General features: G+C 74.1%; 17 protein-coding genes. 6 read left to right on the top strand and 11 right to left on the bottom strand.

All coding sequences use genetic code 11. The features are described 5' to 3' along the window. Positions 1–47: 47 nt before the first annotated feature. Positions 48–1,205, bottom strand: coding sequence for a hypothetical protein (locus B100_RS34310; protein ID WP_024887504.1), 1,158 nt, complete (start codon positions 1,203–1,205; stop codon positions 48–50). A gap of 1 nt (position 1,206) precedes the next feature. Beyond that, positions 1,207–1,740: a sigma-70 family RNA polymerase sigma factor gene (locus B100_RS0126890; protein ID WP_024887503.1), complete on the bottom strand. Its 534-nt coding sequence runs from the start codon at positions 1,738–1,740 to the stop codon at positions 1,207–1,209. A gap of 332 nt (positions 1,741–2,072) precedes the next feature. On the opposite strand from B100_RS0126890, the gene B100_RS0126885 reads away from it, so the two are divergent. Beyond that, complete coding sequence (locus tag B100_RS0126885) at positions 2,073–3,089, top strand: aspartate-semialdehyde dehydrogenase (protein WP_024887502.1); 1,017 nt, start codon at positions 2,073–2,075, stop codon at positions 3,087–3,089. A gap of 85 nt (positions 3,090–3,174) precedes the next feature. On the opposite strand, the gene B100_RS0126880 is transcribed toward B100_RS0126885, so the two are convergent. Then, positions 3,175–3,657 (bottom strand): DUF1203 domain-containing protein, encoded by a 483-nt coding sequence (locus B100_RS0126880; protein ID WP_024887501.1) that lies wholly within the window; start codon positions 3,655–3,657, stop codon positions 3,175–3,177. Positions 3,658–3,832: 175 nt separating this feature from the next. On the opposite strand from B100_RS0126880, the gene pepN reads away from it, so the two are divergent. After that, positions 3,833–6,412, top strand: a complete 2,580-nt coding sequence (gene pepN / locus B100_RS0126875; RefSeq protein WP_024887500.1) for an aminopeptidase N — start codon at positions 3,833–3,835, stop codon at positions 6,410–6,412. A gap of 55 nt (positions 6,413–6,467) precedes the next feature. Here pepN and B100_RS0126870 read toward each other — a convergent pair whose 3' ends face one another. Then, positions 6,468–7,073 (bottom strand): TetR/AcrR family transcriptional regulator, encoded by a 606-nt coding sequence (locus B100_RS0126870; protein WP_024887499.1) that lies wholly within the window; start codon positions 7,071–7,073, stop codon positions 6,468–6,470. Between the two features lie 65 nt (positions 7,074–7,138). On the opposite strand from B100_RS0126870, the gene B100_RS0126865 reads away from it, so the two are divergent. Further along, positions 7,139–8,032: an NADP-dependent oxidoreductase gene (locus B100_RS0126865; RefSeq protein ID WP_037723560.1), complete on the top strand. Its 894-nt coding sequence runs from the start codon at positions 7,139–7,141 to the stop codon at positions 8,030–8,032. 24 nt (positions 8,033–8,056) lie between these two features. Here the strand turns inward: B100_RS0126865 and B100_RS0126860 are convergent, their stop codons facing one another. Together B100_RS0126860 and B100_RS0126855 are read right to left on the bottom strand one after the other, a co-directional pair. Further along, complete coding sequence (locus B100_RS0126860) at positions 8,057–8,254, bottom strand: DUF397 domain-containing protein (RefSeq protein ID WP_024887497.1); 198 nt, start codon at positions 8,252–8,254, stop codon at positions 8,057–8,059. A gap of 8 nt (positions 8,255–8,262) precedes the next feature. Next, a complete protein-coding gene (locus B100_RS0126855; protein WP_024887496.1) occupies positions 8,263–9,114 on the bottom strand; it encodes a Scr1 family TA system antitoxin-like transcriptional regulator in 852 nt (283 codons plus the stop codon). Between the two features lie 199 nt (positions 9,115–9,313). Between B100_RS0126855 and B100_RS34305 the strand changes: the two genes are divergently transcribed. Next, positions 9,314–9,820, top strand: coding sequence for an ATP-binding protein (locus tag B100_RS34305; protein ID WP_024887495.1), 507 nt, complete (start codon positions 9,314–9,316; stop codon positions 9,818–9,820). Here B100_RS34305 and B100_RS0126845 read toward each other — a convergent pair. Next, on the bottom strand, positions 9,757–10,197 hold the full coding sequence (locus B100_RS0126845; RefSeq protein ID WP_078541200.1) for a hypothetical protein: 441 nt from the start codon (positions 10,195–10,197) through the stop codon (positions 9,757–9,759). The two genes, B100_RS34305 and B100_RS0126845, sit on opposite strands and share 64 nt — an antisense overlap. Beyond that, positions 10,103–11,095 (bottom strand): EamA family transporter, encoded by a 993-nt coding sequence (locus B100_RS0126840; protein WP_024887493.1) that lies wholly within the window; start codon positions 11,093–11,095, stop codon positions 10,103–10,105. The genes B100_RS0126845 and B100_RS0126840 overlap by 95 nt, the downstream gene beginning before the upstream one ends. A 104-nt stretch (positions 11,096–11,199) precedes the next feature. On the opposite strand from B100_RS0126840, the gene B100_RS0126835 reads away from it, so the two are divergent. After that, the gene (locus B100_RS0126835; RefSeq protein ID WP_024887492.1) at positions 11,200–11,712 is read left to right on the top strand and encodes a MarR family winged helix-turn-helix transcriptional regulator; all 513 of its coding nucleotides are present in this window, start codon (positions 11,200–11,202) and stop codon (positions 11,710–11,712) included. A gap of 153 nt (positions 11,713–11,865) precedes the next feature. Here the strand turns inward: B100_RS0126835 and B100_RS0126830 are convergent, their stop codons facing one another. From B100_RS0126830 to B100_RS0126820, 3 genes are all read right to left on the bottom strand, one after another. Further along, complete coding sequence (locus B100_RS0126830; protein WP_024887491.1) at positions 11,866–12,141, bottom strand: hypothetical protein; 276 nt, start codon at positions 12,139–12,141, stop codon at positions 11,866–11,868. A gap of 67 nt (positions 12,142–12,208) precedes the next feature. Beyond that, positions 12,209–14,317 carry a 4-alpha-glucanotransferase gene (gene malQ / locus B100_RS0126825; protein WP_024887490.1) on the bottom strand — a complete coding sequence of 703 codons (2,109 nt, stop codon included), beginning with the start codon at positions 14,315–14,317 and terminating at the stop codon, positions 12,209–12,211. Continuing rightward, the gene (locus B100_RS0126820) at positions 14,318–14,593 is read right to left on the bottom strand and encodes a hypothetical protein (protein ID WP_024887489.1); all 276 of its coding nucleotides are present in this window, start codon (positions 14,591–14,593) and stop codon (positions 14,318–14,320) included. It lies immediately after the preceding gene. Positions 14,594–14,859: 266 nt separating this feature from the next. On the opposite strand from B100_RS0126820, the gene B100_RS0126815 reads away from it, so the two are divergent. Then, positions 14,860–17,736, top strand: a complete 2,877-nt coding sequence (locus tag B100_RS0126815; protein WP_024887488.1) for a glycoside hydrolase family 84 protein — start codon at positions 14,860–14,862, stop codon at positions 17,734–17,736. The last annotated feature ends 15 nt before the right edge of the window (positions 17,737–17,751 follow it).

The following is a 17,751-nucleotide window of genomic DNA, read 5'->3' as shown; positions in this document are numbered from 1 at the left end:
GGCGGGCGTCCGTACGGGCGCCCGCCCCTTCGCCGCGTCCGCCCCGCTCAGCCGCAGCTCGTGCCGCGCGACGCGGGGAGCGCGGCGACGATCCCGGCCCGGACGGGGGCGATGTCCGTTTCTCCGACGACCGTCCGGTCCGGGTGGGCGAGGCCGGGGGACAGGCCGACCAGCACCTGGTCGCCCAGGCGCAGCGGGACGTCCGCCGCGTCGTCCCGGAGGAAGATCACCGGGCCGGCTCCCTTGTAGTAGCGGCTCGCCGCCAGCGTGACCCGCTGGACGCCGCCGGTGCCCGGCACCTCCTCCAGCGCCGTGACCCGGCCCTCGGCGACGAGGCGGGCGCACGCCAGGTAGCGGGGGCCGAAGGCGGTGGAGCCGGTGTCCTCCTTGGCATCCGAGGCGAACCCGGGGACCGCCGAGTCGGCCGAGGAGCCACCCTGGGCCACGAGCCAGCCCATGCCGAGGACCAGGCCGGCCGCCGCAGCGGCGGCGAGTCCGCCGAGCGCGAGCCGCACCGGCCGGTACCGGGAGCGCCGGCGTGCCGGCCGGTTCAGCGCGACGGGCGCGGCCTGCGCGGGGTGTGCCCCCGTGCCGCCTCGTGCCGTCCCGGCCGCGGGGTCCGGCCGCTCCCCGGCCGGAGCGGCCGCCTCTCGCCCCGCCAGCGCGTCACCGATCAGCGTGAGCTGCTCACCCAGCACCGCGAGGTCCGCGAGGGCTGCGTCCCGTTCCGCGTGGAACGCGGCGTCCTCCCGCACGCCCTCGGGGAGCTGCTCCCCGAACAGGGCCACCGCGAGGGCGTCCACCGGATGCCGCTCCCCACCGTCCGCCCCAGGCCCGTCCTGCCCGGACGAGCCACTCCCGGCCCCGCCGATCACCGCCCCACCACCCGGCGTGCCATCGCCCCCGCGCCCGCCGTTCCCCGGCGCACCCCGGCCCAGGCGCTCCGTGACGTCGGACACCGTGCCGCCAGTTTCCGGCGCACCGCGTCCCAGACCTTCCCGCTCCGCGCCGTCGCCCCCGCGCCCGCCGGTCCCCGGCGCTCCACGGCCCGAGCCTTCGCGCTCCGTGCCGTCGGGTGCCGGGGCCGGGCGGCCCTGATCGGTGTGCCGGGTGCCCGAGGGCTCCGGCGCGTCGTGCCGGGAGGGCTCGTGCCCGGCGTTCGCGCGGGCCGGGTCGCGGTCGTCGTTGTTGTCGTGGGCGGTCACGTCACACCACCTCGTCCTCGTGCAGGCGGGCGCGCAGGGCCCGTACCGCCGTGTGCAGCCTGCTCTTGACCGTGCCCTCCGGGACGCCGAGCTGCTCGGCGATGGACCGCACCGGCAGATCGGCGTAGAAGCGCAGCACGACGACCTGGCGCTGCGCGTCGGGCAGCCCGTCCAGGCCGCGCGCGACGGCCAGCGAGAGCACGCTGTTCTCCTCCCCCGAGGGCGCCTCCGCCGGCCGGAGCGCGGCCAGCCGCTCCCCCAGCCGCTCCTGGCGGCGCTTGGCGCGGTGCCAGTCCATGGCGAGGTTGGAGGCGACGACCGCCGCCCACGCCGACACGTCCCGGGGCGCCTCCCGCCCGCTCGCGGCGCGTTCGAGCAGCCGCAGGCGGACCTGCTGCACCCCGTCCGGCAGGTCCGCCTGCGGTACCCCGCCCAGTGCGAGCACCGCCCGCACCCGGCGTTCCTGCGCCGCGTCCAGCGGATCGTCGTCGGCGACGTACGAACCGCGGCCGCGCCGGGTCCTTCCGCGCAGCACTGGCCACCCCCCTCACGCTCTTTCCCCTACGACGCCGTACGGGTCCGGAACGTTCGGACGGATCCGCGGGTGCGGCAGAGGCGTAAGTCACACCTCCGTGTGGGCGGGGCCGGTATGGGCAGGGGTCCTTGCGGCCGACGACCCGAGTCGGCTGATTTTCTGCAGCTCAGGGGGGATGCGGCCGAAGGTCCGCAACCGGTGGCCGTCACCGGTTCGTCCCACTGTGCGAGCAGGCAGGGCAAAGAATTGGACAGCCGGGGCGTGGTCGGCCGCATGATGTAAGGGCCTCGCCAGGCACATCAGGTACGCGAGAGACGCAGTAGGGAGTCGCCGTGAGGGTCGGAATCGTCGGAGCCACCGGTCAGGTGGGCACGGTCATGCGCAGGATCCTCAAGGAGCGGAACTTCCCGGTCACGGAGCTGCGCCTGTTCGCCTCCGCCCGCTCGGCCGGCACGGAGCTGGACGGCGTGACGGTGGAGGACGCCTCCACCGCCGACTACACCGGCCTGGACATCGTGCTGTTCTCCGCGGGCGGCGCGACCTCGAAGGCGCTGGCCGAGAAGGTCGCCTCGCAGGGCGCCGTGGTGATCGACAACTCCTCAGCCTGGCGCAAGGACCCCGAGGTTCCCCTCGTCGTCTCCGAAGTCAACCCGCACGCGATCGCGAACCGCCCCAAGGGCATCATCGCCAACCCGAACTGCACCACGATGGCCGCGATGCCGGTGCTGCGTCCGCTGCACGCGGAGGCGGGCCTGGAGGCGCTGGTCGTCGCCACGTACCAGGCGGTGTCCGGTTCCGGTCTCGCGGGTGTCGCGGAGCTGCACGGCCAGACGCAGAAGGTGGTCGACGAGGCCGACAAGCTGACCCACGACGGCTCGGCGGTCGACTTCCCCGAGCCGGACGTCTACAAGCGCCCCATCGCCTTCAACGTGCTGCCTTTCGCGGGCAACCTCGTCGACGACGGTCTGGGCGAGACCGACGAGGAGCAGAAGCTACGCAACGAGTCCCGCAAGATCCTGGACATCCCGGAGCTGAAGGTCTCCGGCACCTGCGTGCGCGTCCCGGTCTTCTCCGGCCACTCCCTGCAGATCAACGCCCGGTTCGCCCGGCCGATCAGCCCGGAGCGCGCCACCGAGCTGCTGGCCGAGGCGCCCGGCGTGGTCCTCACCGACATCCCGACCCCGCTCCAGGCGGCCGGCCAGGACCCGTCGTACGTGGGCCGTGTCCGCGCCGACGAGACGGTGGAGAACGGCCTGGCGCTGTTCGTCTCCAACGACAACCTCCGCAAGGGCGCGGCGCTGAACGCCGTGCAGATCGCGGAGCTGGTCGCGCAGGAGCTCGGCGGCTGATCCCGCGCGGAACGTGAGGAGGCGGGCGTCCCCGGCAGGGGGGCGCCCGCCTTTCGCGTGCCTCCGACGTGCCTCCGGCGGGCCGTCAGCCCCGCCGGACCTCGTAGAGGAAGCAGCCGTACTCCACCGCCCGTACGTGGACGAGCGCCACCTCCGGGTCGGCGAACGCCTCGCGGAGGGCGGGGCCGAAGTCCTCCGGTTCCGTCACCAGCCGCCCGCCCAGGATCCGGCCGTCGGCGGAGTAGCGGCGCAGGACCCGGCGGGCCCGGGTGAACGGGAGGTCCCCGCCCTCCGGCCCCGCGCAGACGTCCGCGTGCACGAAGACGGGCCCCTGCTCGTCGTAGGCGCCCGGGTCGGCTCCCGTCTCCGCCGCCCAGCGGCGCAGGGGCGCGTAGGACACCAGGGCGACGCGCTCGCCCGGACGGCTGTGGCGCAGGCAGCAGCGCAGCGGGGCGCCGCCCTCGTCGTCGGTGACGGCGGCGGCCGGGCGGCCCGCGTCGTCGAGGGTCAGCAGGTCCCGCACGACCTGCGGGGGGACGGGCCGTGCGGCGGGTGTCGTGGTCGTCATGTCCCCCAGGCTCACCCGCGCCACCGCCCGCCGCCGGCGGTTTCCGGACGTCGAGGCGCCCTGTCTGCCCCGCGCCCGACACAGGGGTATCCCCATGCCTGCGGTTTCGTCATCGCGTGATGCCGATCTCGCGTGGAAGGATGGCGCAACCCACACATATCGAGGAGATGACCGCGTGCCTGGCACAAACCTGACCCGCGAAGAGGCGCAGCAGCGGGCGAAGCTGCTGACCGTTGACTCGTACGAGATCGAGCTCGATCTCTCCGGCGCGCAGGAGGGCGGCACCTACCGGTCCGTGACCACGGTGCGCTTCGACGTCGCCGAGGACGGCGCGGAGTCCTTCATCGACCTGGTGGCCCCCACCGTCCACGAGGTGACCCTGAACGGGGACCCGCTGGACCCCGCCGAGGTCTTCGCGGACTCCCGCATCGCCCTGCCGGGCCTGCTCAAGGGCCGCAACGTGCTGCGGGTGAGCGCCGACTGCGCGTACACCAACACGGGTGAGGGCCTGCACCGCTTCGTCGACCCGGTGGACGACCAGGCGTACCTGTACACGCAGTTCGAGGTGCCGGACGCCCGCCGGGTATTCGCGAGCTTCGAGCAGCCGGACCTCAAGGCGACGTTCCGGTTCACGGTGAAGGCGCCGGAGGGCTGGACCGTCGTCTCCAACTCGGCGACGCCCGAGCCGAAGGACAACGTGTGGGAGTTCGCGCCGACCCCGCGCATCTCGACGTACGTCACGGCGCTGATCGTCGGCCCGTACCACTCCGTGCACAGCGTGTACGAGAAGGACGGCCAGTCGGTGCCGCTCGGCATCTACTGCCGGCCCTCGCTCGCGGAGTACCTGGACGCGGACGCCATCTTCGAGGTCACCCGGCAGGGCTTCGAGTGGTTCCAGGAGAAGTTCGACTACGCCTACCCGTTCGAGAAGTACGACCAGCTGTTCGTGCCGGAGTTCAACGCGGGCGCGATGGAGAACGCGGGTGCGGTGACCATCCGCGACCAGTACGTGTTCCGGTCGAAGGTGACGGACGCCGCGTACGAGGGCCGGGCCGCCACGATCCTGCACGAGCTGGCCCACATGTGGTTCGGCGACCTGGTCACCATGGAGTGGTGGAACGACCTGTGGCTGAACGAGTCGTTCGCCACCTACGCGGAGACCGCCTGCCAGGCCGACGCGCCCGGCTCGCGGTGGCCGCACTCGTGGACGACGTTCGCGAACCAGATGAAGACCTGGGCCTACCGCCAGGACCAGCTGCCGTCGACGCACCCGATCATGGCGGACATCCGCGACCTGGACGACGTGCTCGTCAACTTCGACGGCATCACGTACGCCAAGGGCGCCTCGGTGCTGAAGCAGCTCGTCGCGTACGTCGGTGAGGACGCGTTCTTCCGCGGCGTGCAGGCGTACTTCAAGCGCCACGCGTACGGCAACACGCGCCTGTCGGACCTGCTGGGCGCGCTGGAGGAGACCTCCGGCCGCGACCTGAGGAACTGGTCGAAGCAGTGGCTGGAGACGGCCGGCATCAACGTCCTGCGCCCCGAGATCGAGACGGACGAGGCCGGTGTCATCACCTCCTTCTCCGTCCGTCAGGAGGCTCCGGCGCTCCCGGCCGGCGCGAAGGGCGAGCCGACGCTGCGCCCGCACCGCATCGCCGTCGGCCTGTACGACGTCGACGAGGCGAGCGGCAAGCTGGTCCGCGGTGACCGGGTCGAGCTGGACGTGGACGGCGAACTGACGGCCGTGCCGGAGCTGGCGGGCAGGCGCCGTCCCGCGGTGATCCTGCTCAACGACGACGACCTGTCCTACGCCAAGGTCCGGCTCGACGAGCGGTCCCTCGCCTTCGTCACGGAGCACCTGGGCGACTTCGAGTCGTCGCTGCCGCGGGCGCTGTGCTGGGCCTCCGCCTGGGACATGACCCGGGACGGGGAGCTCGCCGCCCGCGACTACCTCGCGCTGGTGCTGTCGGGTGTCGGCAAGGAGTCCGACATCGGTGTCGTGCAGTCGCTGCACCGTCAGGTGAAGCTGGCGCTGGACCTGTACGCCGACCCGGCCGCCCGGGAGACCCTGCTGACCCGCTGGACCGACGCCACGCTGGCGCACCTGCGGTCCGCCGAGCCGTCGAGCGACCACCAGCTGGCGTGGGCGCGCGCCTTCGCGGCGACCGCCCGCACCCCGGAGCAGCTGGACCTGCTGGAGGCGCTGCTCGCCGGCACGCAGACCGTCGAGGGCCTGGCCGTCGACACGGAGCTGCGCTGGGCGTTCGTGCAGCGGCTGGCGGCGGTGGGCCGGTTCGACGAGGCGGAGATCGCCGCCGAGTACGAGCGGGACCGGACCGCGGCGGGCGAGCGGCACGCGGCCACCGCGCGGGCGGCCCGTCCCACCGAGGAGGCGAAGGCGGAGGCGTGGGCCTCGGTCGTCGAGTCCGACAAGCTGCCCAACGCGGTGCAGGAGGCGGTCATCGCCGGGTTCGTGCAGACGGACCAGCGGGAGCTGCTGGCGCCGTACACGGAGCGGTACTTCGAGGCGCTGACGGACGTGTGGGCGTCCCGCTCGCACGAGATGGCCCAGCAGATCGCGGTCGGTCTCTACCCGGGCGTCCAGGTCACCGGCGAGACCCTGGACAGGACGGACGCCTGGCTGACGTCGGCCGAGCCCGGCGCGGCCCTGCGCCGCCTGGTCTCGGAATCCCGCGCGGGCGTGGAGCGCGCCCTGCGGGCCCAGGCGGCGGACGCGGCGGCGACGTCGGCGTAACGCGGCCCTGACACGGAGAAGGGGCGCCCGGCTTCCCGGCCGGGCGCCCCTTCCTTCATGTCGCGGGCGGGACCGGCACGCCCGCCTCCGATGCCTCCCAGGCCGCCTCGACCATCAGGAAGATCTCGTCCACCGCGGTCTCCGGGTCGTCCGCCTCCCGGGCCAGCGCGAAGGCGTCCACCACGAACCGGGCGACGGCCCGGCACGCGGTGGCGCCGCGCGGCGCGCCCGGTTCCGCGCCGAGGGCGGCCGCCAGGGTCTCCGCGTGCCGCAGCCGCATGGAGCCCTCGTACGCCCGCAGCGCGGGCGAGTCGTCGATCATGCGCCAGACGGGAGCGGCCTCGTCGGCCAGGCAGTGGCGCACCAGGGCGTGCATCTCCCGGCGCAGGGCGGGGACGAGGGGTTCGCCGGGCGCGCGGTCGGTGACCGCGCGGGCGAGGCGCTGCTCGAAGTCCGCGTCCCGCTCGAACACCAGGGCCTCTTTCGAGGCGAAGTGGGAGAAGACGGTGGTGACGGCCACGTCGGCCTCGGCGGCCACGTCCCGGATGCCCACCGCGTCGTACCCGCGCTCCAGGAAGAGCCCCAGAGCGGTGTCGGCGATCTTCTGACGTGTGGCGGCCTTCTTGCGCTCTCGACGTCCGGACGGCGGCTGCTCGGGCATGACCGGAACACTAGCAAAACCCTAACGACCCCAATACACTAACGGTTAGTGTTACGGTCGGCGGCATGAGGAAAGTGAGCTACGCCGAGTTCGGCGGCCCCGACGTCCTTCGTCTCGTCGACACCGAGAAGCCCCACACGGGCCCGGGAGAGATACGCGTCGCCGTGCGCGCGGCCGGGGTGAACCCCGTCGACTGGAGGATCCGGGAGGGTCAGATGCGTCCGGCCCTCCCGGCGTCACTGCCCGCGGGCGTCGGACTGGACGCGGCAGGGGTGGTGGACGAGGTCGGCGAGGGCGTCACAGATGTGGCGATCGGTGACCGCGTCTTCGGTGAAGGCGCCGACACCTACGCCGAGTTCGCGGTGCTGCACGCCTGGGCCCGGATACCCGAGGGCCTCTCCTTCGAGGAGGCGGCCGGCTATCCGTCCGTCATGGAGACGGCCCTGCGCATCCTGGGCGAGTGCGGTGTCCGCCCCGGACAGACGCTGCTGGTCAGCGGTGCGTCGGGCGGCGTCGGCTCGGCGGTGCTGCAGATCGCCCGCGACCGCGGCATCACGGTGGTCGGCACGGCAGGGGCCGCCAACCTGGCCTACCTGCGCGGCCTCGGCGCGCACGCCACGACGTACGTCGAGGGCTGGCCGGACCGGGTGCGGGCGTTCGCCTCGGTCGACGCGGCCCTCGACCTGGCCGGCGCGGGCGTGGTCCGCGAGCTCGTGGAGCTGACGGGGGACCCGACCACGGTCGTCTCCATCGCGGACCGCACCGCCCCCGAGCTGGGCGTCCGCTTCTCGAACGTCGCGGGCAGCGTCCCGGACGCCCTGAACGAGACGGTCCGCCTCCTCGAACAGGGCGCGCTCCACATCCCGGTGGAGAAGGTCTACTCCCTCGCGGAGGCGGCCGACGCCCACGCCGACAGCCGGGCGGGGCACACGAGGGGGCGGCGGGTGATCGTGATCTGACGGCGCGCGGTGGGCCGGGCGGCGCTACACCAGCCCGCCCGGCCCCTTCAGGGCGTTCACGAACGCGGCGAACGCCGGGGCCGGCACGGAGAGGGTGCCGTGGGACGGCGCCTTGGAGTCGCGTATGGCTGTCCGCGTACGGCGGAGGGCGACTTCCACACAGGCGTTGCCCTCACCGCCTCCGGAGTAGGACGACTTCTTCCACACGTCGGGCGTCGTCACCGCGAACCTCAGAGCTCCTTCGCAAGCAGGTGGATGAACGCACGCGAACGCCCGGGGTCGAGCGCCACCGCCTCCAGCCTACGGAAGAGCGTTCGATAGCGGAGGAGTTGAGCGGCGGCGTCGACGAACACCGTGCCGTGCGGGCCGTCTCGCACGACGGTGTCCAACGCACACACGGGGCCGCCCGCGTACACGACGGCGCTGTCGGCTCCACCGAAGCCGTCCACGTCGAAGGGGATGACCCGCACGGTGACGTGATCCGACTCCGACTGGTCGATGATGCGCAGCAGTTGAGCCCGCGCCTGTGTCCGGTCCCCGACCCGGATGCGCAACGCCGCTTCATGAACGACCGTTTCGTACGGGACCGGGTCGGCCCGCTCGACGATGACCCGTCGCCTCATGCGGTGCTCCACCCACCCGTCGATCTCCTGCTTCGGCAGGTCGGGATTGACGTACGAGAACAAGGCCCGCGCGTAGTCCTCGGTCTGCAGGAGGCCCGGAACACGCAGGAAGTCGACGTCCCACCTGAAGGCGGAGTGATGTTCCAGCTCGGCCAGGTCGAGGAACGCCGTCGGCAGCCGTTCCCGGTACTCCTCCCACCAGCCATGTGTTCGATCGGTGGCCATCGCGACGAGCGCTGCCGTCAACTCGTCGTCCTCACAGGCGTAGTGGGCGACCATTCGCCGAAGCCGGTCCTCGCTCACACCCGCCACTCCGGACTCGATCTGACTGATCTGCACGGAGTTGACCCCGAGAAGGGCGGCTGCCTCCGTCGCCTTGTACCCGGCAGCCTCCCGCAGCTTGCGAAGCTCGGCGCCGAAGCGCTGCTGACGTGCCGTGGGCTGCCGTCTCGGCGGCATGACTGTCCCTTCGTAAGCGGGGCGACTCGTTCGGGGGCAGATTACGCGACCGGCTTGCTGGGTCATAAATTTATGACGTACTTTCAGTGACGTACCAAGCACTGTGTGCCACCGGTCACGGAAGTGCACCGCTCTGCCCTGCTCGGGTGAGCGGCAATGACACCGTCGCCGAACTCCCCCTTCACCGCGAGGAATCCGCATGCCCGAAACCGAACCGTGGGAGTACTCCCTCCACGTCCCCAACGACCCCAGAGCCGTCCCCGTCTGCCGCCGCACCCTCCGCCTGATCCTGACGGTGCACGGACTGATCGGCCTGGCCGACGTCGCGGAACTGCTCGCGGCGGAGCTGGTCTCGAACGCCGTCCGGCACACCACGGGCCCGGCGGCGCTGCGGATGCGCTGGTCACGGACCGGCGTGCTGCGGCTCGGGGCGTGGGACGCGGACCCCTCGCCCCCTGAACCGCCGCGGCCCTTCTCGGCGGTCCCGGACCGGGAGGACGGGCGAGGTCTGGCGCTGGTGCGGGCCTGCGCCGACGTGTGGGGCTGGCAGCCGCTGACGAGGGAGGGGAGCCGGGGCAAGGTCGTGTGGTGCGAACTGGGCTCCCCGGGCGATCCGTTCGCAGGGCCGGCCGCGGCGGGCGGTCAGGCGTCGGGGTCGACCTCGGGGTGCGTGAACCGCACGGGCTTGCCCAGCGCACGGGCGTAGGCGATCTCCGCCCGGGTGCTGTCCCCGATGTGGTCGCCGACCACGAGCACCTCGTCGGCGAGCCGGATCTTCGCCCGGTGCAGCTCGTCGAGCCGCTCCTTCAGCGCCGCGGCCTCGGCTGGATCGGACCACATCGCGTGCGGCGACTTCATGTCGACGCCCGGCTTGACGACGATCCTTCCCGCCACGGTCTCCCTCAGGTCCGCCTCGGCCATCCCGGCCATGAACCGGGTGGAGCCGCAGATCACCACGACACGCGGCAGGCCCAGCCCCTTCTTCGCCTCAACGAGCGTCTCCTCGGGGGTCTGCGGGTGCGGCACGGGTTCCTCCTGGTGGTGGGTCCCCCAGGATGCCCGACCGGGGGCACGGCACCGCATCGGTGTCGAGACCCCGGGCCAGGTTCCGGTCCCGCGCTGGGACTCCCGTCAGCTGGGCCGCGAGCGTCGCGCCGAACGCCAAAGCCATACCCGCCAGTTGGAGCGCCGTCAGGTTTTCACCGAGGGCCGCCCAGCCGATCACCGCCGCCGTGAGCGGGGACAGCGGGCCGAGGAGGGTGACCTGGGTGGCCGTGAGGCGGCCGATGCCGCGGAACCACAGCCCGTACGCGACGGCCGTGTTCACCACGGCGAGGTACGCGTAGCCCCCGGCCGCCGGGGCGTCCAGGGCGGGCGGCGCACCCTCGGCCAGGAAGGCGAGCGGGGCGATGAGCAGGCCGCCCGCGGTCAGCTGCCAGCCGGTGAGCGCGAGGGGGCCGACACCCTCGGGGCGGCCCCACTTCTGCGTGAGCACGGTGCCGGTGGACATCGACGCGGTGGAGGCGAGGGCCGCCGCCACGCCCAGCGGGTCGAGGGCGCCCGCCGCCTGGAGGACGACCAGGCTGACGCCGAACGCGGCGGCCGTCCCGGCGAGCACGTCCCGCACCGCCGGGCGCCGTCCCAGCAGCAGCGCCGACAGGCCCACCACCAGCAGCGGGCCGGCCGAGCCGACCACCGCGGCCATCCCGCCCGGCAGCCGGTACGCGGACAGGAACAACAGCGGGAAGAAGGCGCCGATGTTGAGCGCGCCGAGCACGGCCGCCTTCCACCACCAGGCGCCACGCGGCAGCACCCGTACCAGCGCGAGCAGCAGCAGCCCGGCCGGCAGCGCCCGGACCAGGGCCGTGAACAGCGGGCGGCCGGGCGGCAGGAGCTCCGTGGTCACGGCGTAGGTGGTGCCCCAGGAGACGGGGGCGAGGGCGGTGAACGCGACGAGCGTGACGCGCCGGTGCGCGGCCATGGGGCACCCCTTCCGTGAGATCAAGCAAAGATAGCTTAGCTGCAAGCCACTTACTCGCAAGATACTTTCTTGCGGCCGACCCGTGCGGTGCGGATACTTCCGCCATGAGTGCACGCCCCGAGCCGCGTCCCACGGACGCCGTCGACGCGATCATCGAGCAGTGGGCCCGGGTCCGGCCCGACCTGGACACCGCCGGGATGGAGGTCTTCGGGCGCGTCTACCGGCTCGCGCGCGCCATGGGCGACCGTACGGAGCGGGCGTACGCGCCGTACGGCATCTCGCGCGGCGAGTTCGACGTCCTCGCCACCCTGCGCCGCGCCGGGGAGCCGTACACCCTCTCGCCCCGGCAGCTCTCGGCCACGCTGATGCTCACCACCGGTGGGATGACGGGCCGTCTCGACAAGCTGGAGCGCGCCGGGCTGTTGCGCCGCTCCCCCGACCCGCACGACCGGCGCGGGCTGCAGGTCACGCTGACCGAGGAGGGACTGCGGCTGATCGACGAGGCGGCGGCCGCCGGGGTCGCCGAGCAGTCACGGGCGCTTTCGGCCCTCGGCGAGGAGCGGGCGGCCCAGCTGGCGGACCTGCTGCGGGAGTTGCTGCTCGCCACGGAGCGGTAGGCGGCGCCCCGGAACACGTGGCAGCGGGCCGCGCATCCCCCGTGCGAGCTACGGGAGTTGTCCATGCCCGTGCGGACGCGCCGAAGGGCGCCGACGGGAGCCGGCGCCCTTCTGGAAGCGCGTGTGGACCGCTCGGGCGAGCGGGCCCCGGGGTCAGGCCTTGGCGTCGGCCTTGGTCCGGATGTTGGAGCTGGTCGGGTCCTTCTTCTGGTGGGACTTGTCGAGAACCATCACCAGTGCGGCGATGATCACGAAGAGCCCGACCGGGGCCAGGACGTAGAGACCCAGCGTCTCGATGACGCTCAGGCCCGTGCCGGGGTCGTCGCCGTCGTCGCGGGTGAGAGCGAGCGCGGGGGACGACATGAGCAGCATCATCAGCGTCGTACCGGCTGCCAGGGCGCCGGCGCGCAGGGCGTTCTTCTTGTCCACGGTCCCCAAAGTATCGAACCGTGTCGGGGGCCGCGCGCCCGGGGTGCCGTACGGGCGCGCGGGCCGGTCAGGCATCCGGCGCGGACTCGGTGCGCAGCACGTCGACCAGCGCCCGCAGCCGCGGGGAGGCCGCCAGTTCCTCCAGCGTCACCGGGCGCCCCTCGGCGTCGGCGACCGGCAGCCGCCAGTTCGGGTACTGGTCCCAGGTGCCGGGCAGGTTCTGCGGGCGCCGGTCCCCGACCCCGTCCGGCAGCCACACGCCGACCATCCGGGCGGGGGTGCGCAGCAGGTAGCGGTACACGGCCTGGATGCCGGCCTCCTCCCGCGAGGCGTCCGCGCCGCCGTCGTACGTGCCGTCGTCCGGGCCCGGGAGCAGGCCGAGCCGTCCCAGCACCTCCAGCCACTCCCCCACGTCCGCCGCGGCCTCGGCCCGCTCCTCGGCCAGGGGGCGGGTGAGCAGGCCCAGGCGGTCACGCAGCTCCACGTGCTCGCCGGTGAGGCGGGCGGCGGTGGACGGCAGGTCGTGGGTGGTGGCCGTGGCCAGGCAGTCGGCGCGCCAGGTCTCCGGTGGCAGCGGCCTGCGGTCGCCCTCCCAGTCCCGCTCGAACCACAGCACCGAGGTGCCGTACACCCCGCGGTCGCGCAGCGCCTCGCGCACGCCCGGTTCCACCGTCCCGAGGTCCTCGCCGATCACCGGGGCCCCGGCGCGAGAGGCCTCCAGGACCAGCACGGCCAGCATGGCCTCGGCGTCGTAGCGGACGTAGGTGCCCTCGGTCGGCGGGTGGCCCTCGGGCACCCACCAGAGCCGGAACAGGCCCATCACGTGGTCGATGCGCAGCGCGCCCGCGTACCGGAAGAGGGCCCGGAGCAGGTCACGGAACGGGGCGTACCCGCTCTCGGCGAGACGGTCCGGGCGCCAGGGCGGCAGCCCCCAGTCCTGGCCGCGCGCGTTGAAGGCGTCCGGGGGCGCGCCGGCCGACATCCCGGCCGCGAAGTACTCCTGCTGCGCCCAGGCGTCCGCGCCCGTCGGATGCACGCCGACGGCCAGGTCGTGGACGATCCCGACCGGCATCCCGGCCTCGCGCGCGGCCCGCTGGGCGGCGGTGAGCTGGCCGTCGGTGAGCCAGACGAGCCAGGAGTGGAAGTCGACGCGGTCCCGCAGCTCCTCCCGGGCGCGGGCCGTCTCCGCCGAGCGGGGGTCACGCAGCGCGGCGGGCCAGCGGCGCCAGTCGGCGCCGTGCACCTCGGCGAGCGCGTACCAGGTGGCGTGGTCCTGGAGGGCCTGGCCCTGGCCGGCGCGGAAGGCCCGGAGGGCGGCGGCACGGCCGGGCCCGAGCGGGACCTCCCGCACCAGTTCCAGTGCCTCCCGCTTGGCCTCCCAGACCGCGTCCCGGTCGATCAGCTCACCCTTGTCGAGCACCGCCTCGCGCAGCCGCGCCGCCCGCTCCAGCAGGCCGCGCACCCGGTCGCGGTCCTCGACGTGGGCGAACTCGGGCACGTCCTCGACCCGTAGGTGCACCGGGTCGGGGAAGCGGCGCGAGGAGGGACGGTAGGGCGACGGGTCGGTCGGCGGCCCGGGAACGGCCGCGTGCAGCGGATTCACCTGCACGAACCCGGCGCCCAGGTCGCGTCCGGCCCAGCCCGCGAGCTCACCGAGGTCGGCGAGGTCGCCCATCCCCCAGGAGCGGCGGGACAGCAGGGAGTAGAGCTGGACCAGCAGCCCGTAGGAGCGTCCCTCGGGTGCGGGCAGCCGCGGGGGCGCGACGACCAGGTGGGAGCGGGCCGTGCGGCCGTCGGGGGCGGTGGCGGTCAGCAGGTGCACGCCGGGCGGGAGGTCCTCGGCGGACGCGCGGGTACCGCCGTCCTCGGTGCGGATCTCCAGCCGGGTGCCGTCGGGGAGCGCGGCGAGCACGTCGGGCGCGCGGGTGCCCCGGCCGACGACCGTGGGGGGCAGCAGCCGCTCGGCGCGTTCCTGTTCGCGGGCGGCCAGGGCCTCACGGACGGCCGCGTCGGTGGACGTGTCGACACCGAGGGCGGCCAGGGCGAGGGTGACGGCGGTGGCCGAGGCCGCGACCGTCACCTCCGGGGAGGGGCTGTAGGAGGTGGCGACGCCGTGCAGCGCGGCGAGCCGGGACAGCGCCTCGGAGGGGGTCTCGGCCGGCCGGGGCGCGGTCACCTAGGGCTCCGGGCGGTACTGGGCCGGGAAGGAGTCGAGTCCCGCGGCGTCCGAGCAGTCGGAGAAGGTGTCGGACTCGCTGGTCAGCGGGGTGGCGTCGGACAGCGGCGGCTCGCTGGTCAGGGGCTCCGCGTCGGGCAGCGGGGGTTCGCTGGTCAGAGGCGCCTCGACGCAGGAACCCTCCGCGCCGAGGAAGCAGTCGTGCGGGTCGTCGGCGGACTGCTCCGCCGAGGGTTTGGACAGGACCGGGGGAAAGACGTATGCCGCTGTAGCCACCAAGGGCCTCCTCGTCGAGCTCGCCGTGCGGGTCATCTCGCAGCCCTACCCAGTGGACGCGAGCGCAGACGCACAAAGTCGTTCCACGTGCTTCTGGTCACATTCTCTCCCTTCACTCTCACTCCACAGGGGGACAAATGCGCCACAACACCCCCTCTGATTGACACGTTCACTCCAGGAATGGTGGGCTCGGGACGTCTCGGTAACGGAATGGACACGGCCGCCGGTCGTAGGCCGGCCGGTCCCGGGGGATCAGGAGGGGCCCTGTGCAGCTGTGGCGTGGGAGGACGACGAACGCGCGAAGGGCCGCACTCGCACTCGCCGTGCTCGCCGGATCCCTGGGGGTCGCACCCGCCGCGACGGCCGCGCCCGCACCCGAGCCGTCCGCCTCGCCCGCCGCGGACCCGGCCGGCACGGCCGTCCCGTCGGTGTGGCCGCGCCCGCACGAGCTGCGCGCGAACGGCGCCCCGGTCCCGGTGACCGAGGAGGTCGCCCTGGCCGTGGACCGGACGGCGGACCCGTACACGGTGGAGGCGCTGAAGGACGTCCTGCGGGAGGCCGGCGCGCGCCGGTTCACCGACCCCGGCGCACCGGTGCCCGAAGGGGCGCTCGTGGTGCGCGCGAAGAACGCCGACGCCTCGGACGACCCCCGTGGCGCCCTCCCGGCGGGCGGCTATGTCCTCACCGCCGGCGGCCGCTCCGTGACCCTGGCGGGGGCGGACGGCGACGGCCTCTTCCACGCCGTGCAGACGCTGCGCCGCCTGGTCCGCCCGGACGGCACCCTCACCGCGGCCGTCGTACGGGACTGGCCGGGCACCGCCGTGCGCGGCGTCACCGAGGGCTTCTACGGCACCCCGTGGACGCACCGGCAGCGACTGGCCCAGCTGGACTTCATGGGCCGCGCCAAGCTGAACCGGTACCTCTACGCGCCCGGCGAGGACCTCCACCGGCAGGCCCGCTGGNGCGAGCCGTACCCGGCCGGGCGGCGCGCGGAGTTCCGGGAGCTGGCCGAGCGGGCCGCGCGCAACCACGTCACCCTCGCCTGGGCGGTCGCCCCGGGGCAGGCGATGTGCTTCTCCTCGGACGAGGACCTGCGGGCGCTGACCCGCAAGCTGGACGCGATGTGGGCGCTGGGCTTCCGCGCCTTCCAGGTGCAGTTCCAGGACGTCAGCTACAGCGAGTGGCACTGCGGTGCGGACGCCGACCGGTTCGGCTCGGGCCCCGAGGCGGCCGCCCGCGCCCAGGCGCACGTGGCGAACGCGGTCGCCCGGCACCTGGCGCGCCGGCACCCGGGCTCGCCCGCCCTGTCCCTGATGCCCACCGAGTACTACGAGGACGGCTCGACCGCCTACCGGCGCGCGCTCGCCGAGGAGCTCGACGGGGGCGTCGAGGTGGCGTGGACCGGGGTCGGCGTGGTCCCGCACACCATCACGGGCCGCCAACTGGCCGAGGCGCGCGAGGTGTTCGGGCACCCGCTGGTGACGATGGACAACTACCCGGTCAACGACTACGCGCCCGAGCGGCTGTTCCTCGGCCCCTACCAGGGGCGGGAGCCCGCCGTGGCCGCCGGTTCGGCCGCGCTGCTCGCCAACGCGATGGAACAGCCCGAGGCGTCGCGCATCCCGCTGTTCACCGCCGCCGACTACGCCTGGAACCCGCGCGCGTACGAACCCCAGGAGTCCTGGCGGGCCGCGATCGCGGACCTCGCGGGCGGTGACACCCGGCGCCACGAGGCCCTGACGGCCCTGGCCCGGAACACCGCCTCCTCGGTCCTCGGCGGCACCGAGTCGGCGTACCTGCGTCCACTGCTCCAGGAGTTCTGGCGGACCCGGCCGGCCGCGGGCGGCTCCGGGGAGACCGCGGCGGCCCGGCGGCTCCGTACGGCCTTCACCGCCCTGCGCGACCTGCCCGGACGGCTGTCCGGCACCTCCCTGGCGGGCGAGATCACCCCCTGGACCGGCCGGCTGGCCGCCTACGGCGACGCCGGCACGGCGGCCCTGGACATGCTGCGCGCACAGGACGCCAAAGACGCGGACGCCGCCTGGACCGCGTACCGGCGCCTGGGCGAGCTGCGGGCGGAACTGGCGGCGGAGCGGGTGACGGTCGCCGAGGGCGTGCTGGACCCGTTCCTGAACCGGGCGCGGAAGGCGTACGAGAGCTGGGCCGGCATCGCGCGGGAGCCGGCGGGGACGGCCGGCGGCCCCGGCACGCTGCGCCTGGAGGTCGCCCGGGTCTTGGACACGGTGACGGTGCTGACCGATCCCGGCACCCGGGGCGCCGTCGAGGTGCGCACGGCCGGCGGGAGCTGGCGGCGGATCGGCGCGCTGGCCGCGGGGGGCGCCACGGAACTGCGGGCCGGCGACCGGCCGGTGAACGCCGTACGGGTCGTGGACGCGGACCAGGAGCGGGTCCGGCACCTGGTGCCGTGGTACGCGGACGTCCCCGACGCCGTGGTGGACCTGCCCGGCGACCGCGCGGACGCCGACATCGGCCGCACCCGCACGGTGACGGTCACCCTGGGCTCGGCCCGCCCCGAGGACGTCCGCGACCGGCTGACCGCGCGGGCCCCCGAGGGCGTGGACGTACGGGTGCCGGAGCAGCCGCTGTCCGTCCCGCGCGGCGCGCCGGTCCAGGTGCCGGTCGAGGTGACCGTGAAGCCGGGCTCGCCCACCCGCTCCTACGACGTCCGGCTCGGCTTCGGCGGCGCGACCCGCACGCTGACCGTCGACGCCGTCCCGCCCGTCGGCGGCCCCGACCTGGCCCGCACCGGCCGGGCGGAGTCCTCGGCCGACGAGACACCCGACTTCCCCGCCTCGGCGGCCAACGACGGCGACCCCACGACGCGCTGGTCGTCGCCGGCCGAGGACGACGCCTGGTGGCAGGTGGAGCTGGAACGCCCCGTACGGCTGGGCAAGGTGGACCTGCGCTGGCAGGACGCCCACGCCTCGGCGTACCGGGTGGAGGTCTCGGCGGACGGCCACGCCTGGCGCACGGCGGCGGAGGTCCGCGACAGCCGCGGCGGCCGGGAGACCGTCCGCATGGACGAGCCCGACGTCCGCCACATCCGCGTCCAGGGCGCCGGCCGCGCGACCCGCTACGGCTACTCACTGTGGTCGGTGGAGGCGTACGCGGTCGCGGACTGACCACCCGGAGCCGGC

This window comes from Streptomyces sp. CNH189 (assembly GCF_000527195.1).
This window is presented reverse-complemented; position numbering and strand designations above follow the sequence as displayed.

Excerpts from the sequence above, each read along its gene's own strand:
- B100_RS0126880 (WP_024887501.1), bottom strand. The coding sequence starts at position 3,657 with ATGACGACCACGACACCCGCCGCACGGCCCGTCCCCCCGCAGGTCGTG.
- B100_RS0126870 (WP_024887499.1), bottom strand. The coding sequence starts at position 7,073 with ATGCCCGAGCAGCCGCCGTCCGGACGTCGAGAGCGCAAGAAGGCCGCC.
- B100_RS0126865 (WP_037723560.1), top strand. The coding sequence starts at position 7,139 with ATGAGGAAAGTGAGCTACGCCGAGTTCGGCGGCCCCGACGTCCTTCGT.
- B100_RS0126855 (WP_024887496.1), bottom strand. The coding sequence starts at position 9,114 with ATGCCGCCGAGACGGCAGCCCACGGCACGTCAGCAGCGCTTCGGCGCC.
- B100_RS34305 (WP_024887495.1), top strand. The coding sequence starts at position 9,314 with ATGCCCGAAACCGAACCGTGGGAGTACTCCCTCCACGTCCCCAACGAC.
- B100_RS0126845 (WP_078541200.1), bottom strand. The coding sequence starts at position 10,197 with ATGCGGTGCCGTGCCCCCGGTCGGGCATCCTGGGGGACCCACCACCAG.
- B100_RS0126840 (WP_024887493.1), bottom strand. The coding sequence starts at position 11,095 with ATGGCCGCGCACCGGCGCGTCACGCTCGTCGCGTTCACCGCCCTCGCC.
- B100_RS0126835 (WP_024887492.1), top strand. The coding sequence starts at position 11,200 with ATGAGTGCACGCCCCGAGCCGCGTCCCACGGACGCCGTCGACGCGATC.